Origin of the sequence: Pseudomonas paraeruginosa PA7 (assembly GCF_000017205.1) — a bacterium.
GTDB lineage: Bacteria > Pseudomonadota > Gammaproteobacteria > Pseudomonadales > Pseudomonadaceae > Pseudomonas > Pseudomonas paraeruginosa.
Genome location: NC_009656.1, coordinates 6,577,172 through 6,588,339, shown reverse-complemented (window position 1 = coordinate 6,588,339; position 11,168 = coordinate 6,577,172). Strand labels below are relative to the sequence as shown.

Genomic DNA, 11,168 nt, shown 5'->3' with positions numbered 1-11,168 from the left:
ACGGGGTCATTGCGACCTCAAGTCGTCAACCCAGGTACCGAATCATGAAACGTACTTTCCAACCCAGCACCCTCAAGCGCGCTCGCGTACACGGCTTCCGTGCCCGCATGGCTACCAAGAACGGCCGTCAGGTTCTGTCGCGTCGTCGTGCCAAAGGCCGCAAGCGTCTGACCGTCTGATTTATCCGGTACGGGTGGTGAGTCGGGACTTCGACCGGGACAAGCGTCTACTGACAGCCCGGCAATTCAGCGCAGTCTTCGACTCTCCGACCGGCAAGGTCCCCGGCAAGCACGTCCTGCTGCTGGCTCGCGAGAACGGTCTGGATCACCCCCGCCTCGGCCTGGTGATCGGCAAGAAGAACGTCAAGCTCGCCGTCCAGCGCAATCGCCTCAAACGCCTGATTCGCGAATCGTTCCGGCACAACCAGGAAGCCCTGGCTGGCTGGGATATCGTGATGATCGCGCGCAAAGGCCTGGGCGAACTGGAAAATCCGGAGCTGCACCAGCAGTTCGGCAAGCTCTGGAAACGCCTGTTGCGCAACCGACCTCGCACGGAAAGCCCTGCTGACGCCCCAGGCGTGGCCGACGGTACTCATGCATAGGTCGATGCCCGCGCATCCCGATCCGAGCAGCGTCATCCCTCCTTCGATGACCCGGTACCGTCGTTCCCGGCCAAGCCGTATTTCCCTAGCGTTCCAGGCTATCGCCCTGCATGGCCCGCGACGCGATGGTCGCCCGAGTGCGGTTTCTTCCACTCGGCTCCATCACTGGCATTCCCGTAGCCGCGATCTGCTACTGTCAGTTTCCTTCAAGCCCCGCCCTTTCTCGATGGCCGAGTAACCATGGACATTCAACGCTCGATTCTCATCGTCGCCCTTGCAGTCGTGTCCTACCTGCTGGTCCTCCAGTGGAACAAGGACTATGGTCAGCCTGAGCTGCCCGCCGCCAGCGCTTCGATGAACACCACGCAAGGCCTGCCGGACACTCCGTCCGCCGCCGGTACCAGCAGTGACGTGCCCACCGCCCAGAGCGGCGCTGCCGGCAGCGAAGCCGCCGACAAACCGGTTGCGGTCAGCGACAAGCTGATCCAGGTGAAGACCGACGTCCTCGACCTGGCCATCGACCCCCGCGGCGGCGACATCGTCCAGCTCGGCCTGCTCCAGTATCCGCGCCGGCTCGATCGACCGGACGTGCCGTTCCCGCTGTTCGACAACGGGCGCGAGCGCACCTACCTGGCGCAGAGCGGCCTGACCGGCGCCGACGGCCCGGACGCCAGCAGCGCCGGACGCCCGCTGTTCCACAGCGCGCAGGGCAGCTACCAGTTGGCCGACGGCCAGAACGAGCTGGTGGTCGACCTCAGCTTCAGCCGCGACGGCGTCAACTACATCAAGCGCTTCACCTTCCATCGTGGCCTGAAAGCCGATTGCTCGGACAAGGAAAAGGCCCAGAAGAAGATCGAGTGCATCAATGAAAACGCCTATCAGGTCGGCGTCAGCTACCTGATCGACAACCAGAGCGGCAAGACCTGGAGCGGCAACCTGTTCGCCCAGCTCAAGCGCGATGGCAGTGCGGATCCTTCCTCGACCACCGCCACCGGGGTGTCCACCTACCTCGGCGCCGCTGTCTGGACCCCGGATTCGCCGTACAAGAAGATCTCCACCAAGGACATGGACAAGGAGCAGTTCAAGGAGTCCGTCCAGGGTGGCTGGGTCGCCTGGCTGCAACATTACTTCGTCACCGCCTGGGTCCCGACCAAGGGCGAACAGCACCAGGTCATGACCCGCAAGGATGGCCAGGGCAACTACATCGTCGGCTTCACCGGCCCGACCCTCAGCGTGCCGGCGGGCGGCAAGGTGGAAACCGACCTGACCCTGTATGCCGGTCCGAAACTCCAGAAGCACCTGAAAGAGCTTTCTCCAGGCCTGGAACTGACCGTCGACTACGGTTTCCTGTGGTTCATCGCCCAGCCGATCTTCTGGCTGCTGCAACATATCCACAGCCTGATCGGCAACTGGGGCTGGTCGATCATCGCCCTCACCGTGCTGATCAAACTGGCCTTCTTCCCGCTGTCCGCCGCCAGCTACCGTTCGATGGCGCGCATGCGCGCGGTGTCGCCGAAGATGCAGGCAATCAAGGAACAGCATGGCGACGATCGGCAGAAGATGTCCCAGGCGATGATGGAGCTGTACAAGAAGGAGAAGATCAATCCGCTGGGCGGCTGCCTGCCGATCCTGGTGCAGATGCCGGTCTTCCTCTCGCTCTACTGGGTGCTCCTGGAAAGCGTGGAAATGCGTCAGGCCCCGTGGCTCGGCTGGATCACCGACCTGTCGGTGAAGGATCCGTTCTTCATCCTGCCGATCGTCATGGGCGGCACCATGCTCATCCAGCAGATGCTCAACCCGACCCCGCCGGACCCAATGCAGGCCAAGGTGATGAAGCTGATGCCGATCATCTTCACCTTCTTCTTCCTCTGGTTCCCTGCCGGTCTGGTGCTGTACTGGGTAGTCAACAACGTCTTGTCGATCGCCCAGCAGTGGTACATTACCCGCAAGATCGAGGCAGCCGCGAAGACCGCCTGACGTCTATCGCGAAACTGTCCACAACAAGACGCCCCCTCGTGGGGCGTCTTGCTATCCGGAGATATCCACATGCAAGCCGCTACCGAAACCATCGCCGCCATCGCTACCGCCCCGGGCCGGGGTGGCGTGGGTATCGTCCGGGTCTCCGGGCCGCTGGCCGGGCGGATCGCCGTCGAAGTCAGCGGCCGCGAATTGAAGCCCCGGCACGCACACTACGGCCCGTTCCTCGATGGCGGCGGACAGGTGATCGACGAAGGCCTGTCGCTGTATTTCCCCGGGCCTAACTCCTTCACCGGCGAAGACGTGCTCGAACTGCAGGGCCACGGTGGCCCGGTGGTGCTCGACCTGCTGGTGCAGCGTTGTCTGGAACTGGGCGCCCGCCAGGCGCGACCGGGCGAATTCAGCGAGCGCGCCTTCCTCAACGACAAGCTGGACCTGGCCCAGGCCGAGGCCATCGCCGACCTGATCGAAGCCAGCTCGGAGCAAGCCGCGCGCAACGCCCTGCGATCTTTGCAGGGCGAGTTCTCGCGGCGGGTGCATGCGCTGACCGAGCAACTGATCTCCCTGCGCATCTATGTCGAAGCCGCCATCGACTTCCCCGAGGAGGAAATCGACTTCCTCGCCGATGGCCATGTACTGGGGCTTCTGGAAAAAGTACGCACAGAATTATCCACAGTTCGGCGCGAAGCTTCCCAGGGCGCCTTGCTACGCGACGGCATGACCGTGGTCATCGCCGGCCGCCCGAACGCCGGCAAGTCCAGCCTGCTGAATGCCCTGGCCGGTCGCGAGGCGGCCATCGTCACCGACATCGCCGGCACCACCCGGGATGTACTGCGTGAACATATCCACATCGATGGCATGCCCCTGCATGTAGTGGACACCGCGGGCCTGCGCGATACCGAGGATCATGTGGAAAAGATCGGCGTGGAACGTGCGCTGAAAGCCATCGGCGAAGCCGATCGCGTGCTGCTGGTGGTGGACGCCACCGCCCCGGAAGCAGCGGACCCTTTTTCCCTATGGCCGGAGTTCCTCGACCAGCGCCCGGAACCGGGCAAGGTTACCCTGATCCGCAACAAAGCGGATTTGTCCACAGAGGCCATCGGTCTCGAGGAAAGCGCCGATGGCCATGTGACCATAACCCTGTCGGCGCGGACCAACGCCGGCCTGGAACTGCTGCGCGAGCACCTGAAGGCCTGCATGGGCTTCGAACAGACCGCGGAAAGCGGCTTCAGCGCACGCCGCCGCCACCTGGAAGCGCTGCGCCTGGCCGGAAACGCACTGGAACATGGTCACGCGCAACTTATCCACAACGGGGCTGGCGAGTTGCTCGCCGAAGATTTGCGCCAGGCGCAGCAGCACCTCGGCGAAATTACCGGGGCCTTCACTCCCGACGATCTGCTGGGACGGATCTTCTCGAGTTTCTGTATCGGCAAATGAGGCTCGGCTCAAGCCGGGCTGTGGATAAAACCGGGCAAGGATCGCCCGATGAAATATCCGTTCTCCGTACTCTTCCTTTCATTGTCGCTCTTGCCCGGCTCCACGCCGCCGGCATGGATTGCGGCGTGCCGCTTCGGTTCCGGAAGCCATCTGCCTGCGTCGCTTGGATGCCCGACTGAGCGAGGTTCATGCACAGTCGGCCAGCGGCAATGGCTGCAACGACGCAACGGCTTCTATGGCGTACACGAGTGTCTGGAACGCATCGACGACTTCTCGCGCCCCAGACACCGGCCGCTAGCGGTTGCCGCCATGGGCGAGCTGCAACGTGCCATCGGGAAGGCGGCGCAGGAGAATCCGGAGTTTCCCCCTGGAAAAAGCCCTTGCGCCTTTTCCACAGCCCTTCCGGCCGCCGAGTTGGTCAATCGCGACGAGCACGGAGGCGGTCCATCCACTCCAGGCTATGACCGTCTGGCGAGCCGTTGTCCGGTAACGCCTGGCACCGGGGAAGCCTCGCAGGGTGAAGGCTACGGCCCGGAACACTACAGCATCGAGGTCGGGCTGCATGCCTGGATACTGCTGCGCCAACCGGGCGGGAAAACTCGGAGCGGAACATCGTGCTGTCCGTCAGGCGCCGCTTCGAGTGCATGAGTTCTCCCTCGATGCGCCCGGCGACTGAGCCGTTCCAGTGATTCCCTTCCCTTTTTCATGCCGTTCGTGCCCTCCGACGGCAGCGCTCGCGCTCGCCTGAAACCTGTGGAAAACCCCCGGTACAGGCCCGTAGATAAAACCGCTCCAGCTCTGTGCATAACCCTCCATGTTGATAACAGGACATTCCATCCACAGCTAAAAAATGCTTATCAACAGGGCTCCGAATGGGTTTGAGACAGCCTTATCATTCTCCATGACGCCCGTCCTTCATGGGCTTTAGAGAGTTATCAACAGAAAAGGGCGAGCTAAGTAATAAACACAAGCTCTAAAAAGATATAAACATTCCTTTCCTTTTATTTTTTGTAAGGCCGGGCACCCGTTTTGCCCACCTCGCGAGAGTTGGCTATTTTTTGTTCAGGAGTCTTCATTCAGGACGGCTAAATCCTTATACTGTCCGGCTTTCCTGAATTCCTGCTTCTGAACAGGCCGAGGTGCGTGGTGGATTTCCCTACCCGTTTTGACGTAATCGTGATCGGCGGTGGCCATGCGGGCACCGAAGCCGCACTCGCGGCTGCGCGCATGGGTGTGAAAACCCTGCTGCTGACCCACAATGTGGAAACCCTGGGGCAGATGAGCTGCAACCCCGCCATCGGTGGGATCGGCAAGAGCCACCTGGTCAAGGAAATCGATGCCCTCGGCGGGGCCATGGCCGAAGCCACCGACAAGGGCGGTATCCAGTTCCGCATCCTTAACAGCCGCAAGGGGCCGGCAGTGCGCGCCACTCGTGCACAAGCCGATCGCGTGCTCTATAAGGCCGCTATCCGCCATACACTGGAAAACCAGCCGAACCTGTGGATATTCCAGCAGGCCTGCGACGACCTGATCGTCGAGCAGGACCAGGTACGCGGCGTGGTGACCCAGATGGGCCTGCGTTTTCATGCGGACAACGTGGTACTCACCACCGGCACCTTCCTCGGCGGACTTATCCACATCGGCCTGGAGAATTACTCCGGTGGCCGCGCAGGCGATCCGCCATCGATCGCCCTGGCCCGCCGCCTGCGCGAATTGCCGTTGCGGGTCGGCCGACTGAAGACCGGCACGCCACCACGCATCGACGGGCGTAGCGTGGTCTTCTCGGTGATGACCGAGCAGCCGGGCGACACGCCGATCCCGGTGATGTCTTTCCTCGGTTCGAAGGAACAGCATCCCGAGCAGGTCAGTTGCTGGATCACTCACACCAACGCGCGGACCCACGAGATCATCGCCGCCAATCTCGATCGCTCGCCGATGTACTCCGGCGTGATCGAAGGCATCGGTCCGCGCTATTGCCCTTCGATCGAGGACAAGATCCATCGCTTCGCCGACAAGGAAAGCCACCAGGTCTTCCTCGAGCCCGAAGGCCTGACCACCCACGAGCTGTATCCCAACGGCATCTCGACCTCCCTGCCGTTCGACGTGCAACTGCAGATCGTGCGTTCCATCCGCGGCATGGAGAATGCCCACATCGTCCGCCCTGGCTATGCGATCGAATACGACTTCTTCGACCCGCGCGACCTGAAGTACAGTCTGGAGACCAAGGTCATCGGCGGGCTGTTCTTCGCCGGCCAGATCAACGGCACCACCGGTTACGAGGAAGCCGGCGCCCAGGGCCTGCTGGCTGGCGCCAACGCCGCATTGCGTGCGCAGGGCAAGGACAGCTGGTGCCCGCGTCGCGACGAGGCCTACATCGGCGTGCTGGTGGACGACCTGATCACGCTCGGCACCCAGGAGCCGTACCGCATGTTCACGTCGCGGGCGGAGTACCGCCTGATCCTTCGCGAGGACAACGCCGACCTGCGTCTTACCGAAAAGGGGCGCGAACTGGGCCTGGTCGACGACCGGCGCTGGGCTGCCTTCGAAGCCAAGCGCGAAGGCATCGAACGCGAGGAACAGCGGCTGAAGAGCACCTGGGTGCGTCCGAATACCCCGCAGGGCGAGGCCATTGCCGAGCGCTTCGGTACGCCGCTGACCCATGAATACAACCTGCTCAACCTGCTGAGCCGCCCGGAGATCGATTACGCCAGCCTGGTGGAGATCACCGGCGACGCTGTGGATAACCCGCAGGTGGCCGAGCAGGTGGAGATCCGCACCAAGTACGCCGGCTACATCGACCGCCAACAGGAGGAGATCGCCCGGCTGCGCGCCAGCGAAGACACTCGCCTGCCTGTGGATATCGATTACCTGGGGATTTCCGGCCTGTCGAAGGAAATCCAGAACAAGCTGAACCAGGCCCGTCCGGAAACCCTCGGCCAGGCTTCGCGGATCCCTGGCGTCACGCCGGCTGCGATTTCGCTGTTGTTGATCCACCTGAAGAAGCGTGCCTCTGGCCGCCAACTGGAGCAGAGCGCTTGATGTCTGCGGTAACCCGACACCACGCCGATGAACTCGCGCGTGGTGCTGACGAGCTCGGCGTCGCCCTGGACGCCGAGAAGAAACACCAGTTGCTGGCCTACCTGGCCTTGCTGATCAAATGGAACAAGGCCTACAACCTGACCGCCGTACGCGACCCGGACGAGATGGTTTCGCGCCACCTGCTCGACAGCCTGAGCATCGTGCCTCACGCCGAGGCCGGGGATAACTGGCTGGACGTCGGCAGCGGCGGGGGCATGCCCGGCGTGCCGCTGGCCATCCTGTTCCCGGAAAGGCGCCTGACCCTGCTCGACAGCAACGGCAAGAAGACCCGCTTCCTGACCCAGGTGAAGCTCGAGCTGAAGCTGGCCAACCTCGACGTCGTGCACAGCCGGGTGGAAGCCTTCCGTCCCGAGAGCCCCTTCGATGGCATCGTTTCCCGCGCTTTCAGCAGCCTGGAGGACTTCGCCAACTGGACCCGCCACCTCGGTGGCCAGGAAACCCGCTGGCTGGCGATGAAGGGCGTGCATCCGAACGAAGAGCTGGCGGCACTCCCGGAGGATTTCCGGGTCGAAGCCGAGCACGCGCTGGCGGTACCCGGTTGCCAAGGTCAGCGGCATCTGCTGATACTGCGGCGCACAGCATGAGGGGGGAACAGGGATAACCATGGCTAAGGTATTCGCGATCGCCAACCAGAAAGGCGGCGTCGGCAAGACCACGACCTGTATCAACCTCGCGGCTTCCCTCGTGGCGACCAAGCGTCGCGTGCTGCTGCTGGACCTGGATCCGCAGGGCAACGCCACCACCGGCAGCGGCATCGACAAGCACAACCTGGAACACTCCATCTACGACGTGCTCACCGGTGAATGCAACCTGGCCGAAGCCATGCAGTTTTCCGAGCACGGCGGCTACCAGTTGCTGCCGGCCAACCGCGACCTCACCGCCGCGGAAGTGGTGCTGCTGGAAATGGACATGAAGGAGAATCGTCTGCGCAACGCGCTGGCGCCGATCCGCGAGAACTACGACTACATCCTCATCGACTGTCCGCCGTCTCTGTCGATGCTCACCGTCAACGCGCTGACCGCCGCCGACGGAGTGATAATCCCCATGCAGTGCGAATACTACGCGCTGGAGGGGCTGACCGACCTGATGAACAGCATCCAGCGCATCGGCCAGTTGCTCAACCCGACGCTGAAGATCGAGGGCCTGCTGCGGACCATGTACGATCCGCGCATCAGCCTGACCAACGATGTCTCCGCGCAATTGCAGGAGCATTTCGGCGACACCCTCTACACCACCGTCATCCCGCGCAACGTGCGCCTGGCCGAGGCGCCGAGCTTCGGCATGCCCGCGCTGGTCTATGACAAGCAATCCCGCGGCGCCATCGCCTACCTGGCGCTGGCCGGCGAGCTGGTCCGCCGCCAGCGCGCCAAAGGCCGCGCCGCAACCGCATAAGGAACCCGCATGGCAGCCAAGAAACGTGGACTGGGACGCGGGCTCGATGCCCTGCTGGGCGGCTCGAGTCCCGCCAAACTGCAGGAAGAGGCCGTCCAGGCCGATCGTCGCGAGTTGCAGCAGATCCCTCTCGACCTGATGCAGCGCGGCAAGTACCAGCCGCGGCGCGACATGGATCCCCAGGCACTGGAGGAGCTGGCGCAGTCGATCAGGGCCCAGGGCGTGATGCAGCCCATCGTGGTGCGGCCGATCGCCAACGGCCGCTACGAGATCATCGCCGGTGAGCGCCGCTGGCGCGCCAGCCAGCAGGCCGGGCTGGAGAAGATCCCGGCCTTGGTCCGCGACGTGCCGGACGAGGCTGCCATCGCCATGGCGCTGATCGAGAACATCCAGCGCGAGGACCTCAACCCGATCGAGGAAGCCGCCGCCCTGCAGCGCCTGCAGCAGGAGTTCCAGCTGACCCAGCAGCAGGTCGCGGAAGCGGTCGGCAAGTCACGCGCCACCATCACCAACCTGCTGCGCCTGATCGGCTTGCCGGACGAGATCAAGACCCTGCTTTCCCATGGCGACCTGGAGATGGGCCATGCCCGAGCGCTGCTCGGTCTGCCGGTGGAACGGCAGGTGGAAGGGGCGCGACATGTTGTCGCACATGGGCTGACCGTACGTCAGACCGAGGCCCTGGTTCGGCAGTGGTCGCATGCCCCGGGCAAACCTGCCGGGCCGGTCAAGAGCGATCCGGACATCGCCCGCCTGGAACAGCGCCTGGCCGAGCGCCTGGGCGCTTCGGTGCAGATCCGCCATGGTCAGAAGGGCAAGGGTCAGCTGGTCATCCGCTACAGTTCCCTGGATGAATTGCAGGGCGTCCTCGCCCACATCCGCTGACACACTTTGGGTTGTAGCGGGTAGTCGGAAATCACTACCAGCCAGTTGAACAGGGGGGACTCCCCCCCTATACTCTGCGCGCTATTTTGTGGGCACTTTTTATGCCAAGTCGTTGATTTGGCAGTGCCGACGCCAGAAGACTGAGAGCGCGATGGAGTCCCGCATGCCAAGTCGCCTGCCGGCATTCAGATTGCTGCTCGTCCAACTGGTTGTAGTGCTTGTTGCTGCGATCTCCCTGTGGATGTCTTGGGGACCGGTGGCCGGATATTCCGGGTTGCTGGGAGGGATGATCGCCTGGTTGCCGAATTGTTATTTCGCCTACAAGGCGTTCCGTTTCAGCGGAGCGCGGGCTGCCCGGGAAATCGTTCGTTCGTTCTATGCGGGCGAGGCCGGGAAACTGATTCTGACGGCGGTGCTGTTCGCACTGGCGTTCGCAGGTGTGAAGCCACTGATGGCGCCGGCCCTGTTCGGCGTCTATCTGCTGACCCTGATGGTCAGCTGGTGCGCACCCCTGCTGATGGGAAAAACATTTACAAGACCTTAGAGCGATTGAGGCAAACATGGCAGCAGAAACCGCTTCGGGTTACATCCAGCACCACTTGCAGAACCTGACCTTCGGGCGTCTGCCAAATGGTGATTGGGGGTTCGCCCACACCGCCGAGCAAGCCAAGGAAATGGGCTTCTGGGCATTCCACGTAGACACCCTGGGCTGGTCGGTACTGCTCGGCGTGGTGTTCCTGTTCATCTTCCGCCTGGCGGCCAAGAAGGCCACCAGCGGCCAGCCGGGTGGACTGCAGAACTTCGTCGAGGTGATGGTCGAGTTCGTCGACACCAGCGTCAAGGACACCTTCCACGGGCGCAACCCGTTGATCGCGCCCCTGGCCCTGACCGTGTTCGTCTGGATCTTCCTGCTCAACCTGATCGACCTGGTACCGGTGGACTACCTGCCGATGCTGGCCGCGAAGATCACCGGCGACGAGCACCTGTTCTTCCGCGCGGTGGCCACCACCGACCCGAACGCCACCCTGGGCCTGTCGATCTCGGTGTTCGCCCTGATCGTCTTCTACAGCATCAAGGTCAAGGGCATCGGCGGCTTCCTCGGTGAACTGACCCTGCACCCCTTCAGCAGCAAGAACATCGTCGTTCAGATCCTGCTGATCCCGGTGAACTTCCTGCTCGAGTTCGTGACCCTGATCGCCAAGCCGGTTTCGCTGGCGCTGCGTCTGTTCGGCAACATGTATGCCGGCGAACTGATCTTCATTCTGATCGCCGTCATGTTCGGTAGCGGAATGTTCCTGCTGAGTGCCCTGGGCGTAGCCCTGAACTGGGCGTGGGCTGTGTTCCACATCCTGATCATCACCCTGCAGGCCTTCATCTTCATGATGCTGACCATCGTCTACCTGTCGATGGCGCACGAAGACAACCATTAATCGATTCGCTTCAACCTTTAACCAACACGACAAAAAGTCGGGAGGAAAAATGGAAACTGTAGTTGGACTGACTGCTATCGCCGTTGCTCTGCTGATTGGCCTGGGTGCCCTGGGTACCGCCATCGGTTTCGGTCTGCTGGGTGGCAAGTTCCTGGAAGGCGCAGCTCGTCAGCCTGAAATGGTTCCGATGCTGCAGGTGAAAATGTTCATCGTCGCCGGTCTGCTCGACGCCGTGACCATGATCGGTGTGGGTATCGCCCTGTTCTTCACCTTCGCGAATCCCTTCGTTGGTCAAATCGCCGGCTGATCACTCGAATCTTCCGATTTGAGTGTTTGACGGACAACGAACG

Annotated in this window: 12 protein-coding genes; all 12 read left to right on the top strand. The window is 62.6% G+C overall.

Going from position 1 to position 11,168, the window contains the following annotated elements; translation table 11 throughout:
- Positions 1 to 44: 44 nt before the first annotated feature.
- Positions 45 to 179, top strand: a complete 135-nt coding sequence (gene rpmH / locus PSPA7_RS30390) for a 50S ribosomal protein L34 (protein ID WP_003100258.1) — start codon at positions 45 to 47, stop codon at positions 177 to 179.
- Positions 180 to 193: 14 nt separating this feature from the next.
- Positions 194 to 601, top strand: a complete 408-nt coding sequence (gene rnpA / locus PSPA7_RS30385) for a ribonuclease P protein component (RefSeq protein WP_003151623.1) — start codon at positions 194 to 196, stop codon at positions 599 to 601.
- 240 nt (positions 602 to 841) lie between these two features.
- Positions 842 to 2,578: a membrane protein insertase YidC gene (gene yidC / locus PSPA7_RS30380; protein WP_003151622.1), complete on the top strand. Its 1,737-nt coding sequence runs from the start codon at positions 842 to 844 to the stop codon at positions 2,576 to 2,578.
- A 69-nt stretch (positions 2,579 to 2,647) separates the two neighbouring features.
- Positions 2,648 to 4,015 (top strand): tRNA uridine-5-carboxymethylaminomethyl(34) synthesis GTPase MnmE, encoded by a 1,368-nt coding sequence (gene mnmE / locus PSPA7_RS30375; RefSeq protein ID WP_003151621.1) that lies wholly within the window; start codon positions 2,648 to 2,650, stop codon positions 4,013 to 4,015.
- A 48-nt stretch (positions 4,016 to 4,063) separates the two neighbouring features.
- Positions 4,064 to 4,663 carry a hypothetical protein gene (locus PSPA7_RS32300; protein ID WP_138009467.1) on the top strand — a complete coding sequence of 200 codons (600 nt, stop codon included), beginning with the start codon at positions 4,064 to 4,066 and terminating at the stop codon, positions 4,661 to 4,663.
- A gap of 498 nt (positions 4,664 to 5,161) precedes the next feature.
- The gene (mnmG, locus tag PSPA7_RS30370; RefSeq protein ID WP_041025442.1) at positions 5,162 to 7,054 is read left to right on the top strand and encodes a tRNA uridine-5-carboxymethylaminomethyl(34) synthesis enzyme MnmG; all 1,893 of its coding nucleotides are present in this window, start codon (positions 5,162 to 5,164) and stop codon (positions 7,052 to 7,054) included.
- Positions 7,054 to 7,698, top strand: coding sequence for a 16S rRNA (guanine(527)-N(7))-methyltransferase RsmG (gene rsmG / locus PSPA7_RS30365; RefSeq protein ID WP_012078100.1), 645 nt, complete (start codon positions 7,054 to 7,056; stop codon positions 7,696 to 7,698). The genes mnmG and rsmG overlap by 1 nt, the downstream gene beginning before the upstream one ends.
- Positions 7,699 to 7,717: 19 nt before the next feature.
- Positions 7,718 to 8,506: a chromosome partitioning protein Soj gene (gene soj / locus PSPA7_RS30360; RefSeq protein WP_003151614.1), complete on the top strand. Its 789-nt coding sequence runs from the start codon at positions 7,718 to 7,720 to the stop codon at positions 8,504 to 8,506.
- Between the two features lie 9 nt (positions 8,507 to 8,515).
- The gene (locus tag PSPA7_RS30355; protein ID WP_012078099.1) at positions 8,516 to 9,388 is read left to right on the top strand and encodes a ParB/RepB/Spo0J family partition protein; all 873 of its coding nucleotides are present in this window, start codon (positions 8,516 to 8,518) and stop codon (positions 9,386 to 9,388) included.
- A gap of 163 nt (positions 9,389 to 9,551) precedes the next feature.
- Complete coding sequence (locus PSPA7_RS30350; protein WP_012078098.1) at positions 9,552 to 9,932, top strand: F0F1 ATP synthase subunit I; 381 nt, start codon at positions 9,552 to 9,554, stop codon at positions 9,930 to 9,932.
- 16 nt (positions 9,933 to 9,948) lie between these two features.
- On the top strand, positions 9,949 to 10,818 hold the full coding sequence (gene atpB / locus PSPA7_RS30345; RefSeq protein ID WP_003100237.1) for a F0F1 ATP synthase subunit A: 870 nt from the start codon (positions 9,949 to 9,951) through the stop codon (positions 10,816 to 10,818).
- A 49-nt stretch (positions 10,819 to 10,867) separates the two neighbouring features.
- Positions 10,868 to 11,125: a F0F1 ATP synthase subunit C gene (gene atpE, locus PSPA7_RS30340; RefSeq protein ID WP_003097235.1), complete on the top strand. Its 258-nt coding sequence runs from the start codon at positions 10,868 to 10,870 to the stop codon at positions 11,123 to 11,125.
- Positions 11,126 to 11,168: the final 43 nt, after the last annotated feature.

Excerpts from the sequence above, each read along its gene's own strand:
- PSPA7_RS30355 (WP_012078099.1), top strand. The coding sequence starts at position 8,516 with ATGGCAGCCAAGAAACGTGGACTGGGACGCGGGCTCGATGCCCTGCTG.
- rsmG (WP_012078100.1), top strand. The coding sequence starts at position 7,054 with ATGTCTGCGGTAACCCGACACCACGCCGATGAACTCGCGCGTGGTGCT.
- soj (WP_003151614.1), top strand. The coding sequence starts at position 7,718 with ATGGCTAAGGTATTCGCGATCGCCAACCAGAAAGGCGGCGTCGGCAAG.
- rpmH (WP_003100258.1), top strand. The coding sequence starts at position 45 with ATGAAACGTACTTTCCAACCCAGCACCCTCAAGCGCGCTCGCGTACAC.
- PSPA7_RS32300 (WP_138009467.1), top strand. The coding sequence starts at position 4,064 with ATGAAATATCCGTTCTCCGTACTCTTCCTTTCATTGTCGCTCTTGCCC.
- mnmE (WP_003151621.1), top strand. The coding sequence starts at position 2,648 with ATGCAAGCCGCTACCGAAACCATCGCCGCCATCGCTACCGCCCCGGGC.
- yidC (WP_003151622.1), top strand. The coding sequence starts at position 842 with ATGGACATTCAACGCTCGATTCTCATCGTCGCCCTTGCAGTCGTGTCC.
- PSPA7_RS30350 (WP_012078098.1), top strand. The coding sequence starts at position 9,552 with ATGCCAAGTCGCCTGCCGGCATTCAGATTGCTGCTCGTCCAACTGGTT.
- atpE (WP_003097235.1), top strand. The coding sequence starts at position 10,868 with ATGGAAACTGTAGTTGGACTGACTGCTATCGCCGTTGCTCTGCTGATT.
- atpB (WP_003100237.1), top strand. The coding sequence starts at position 9,949 with ATGGCAGCAGAAACCGCTTCGGGTTACATCCAGCACCACTTGCAGAAC.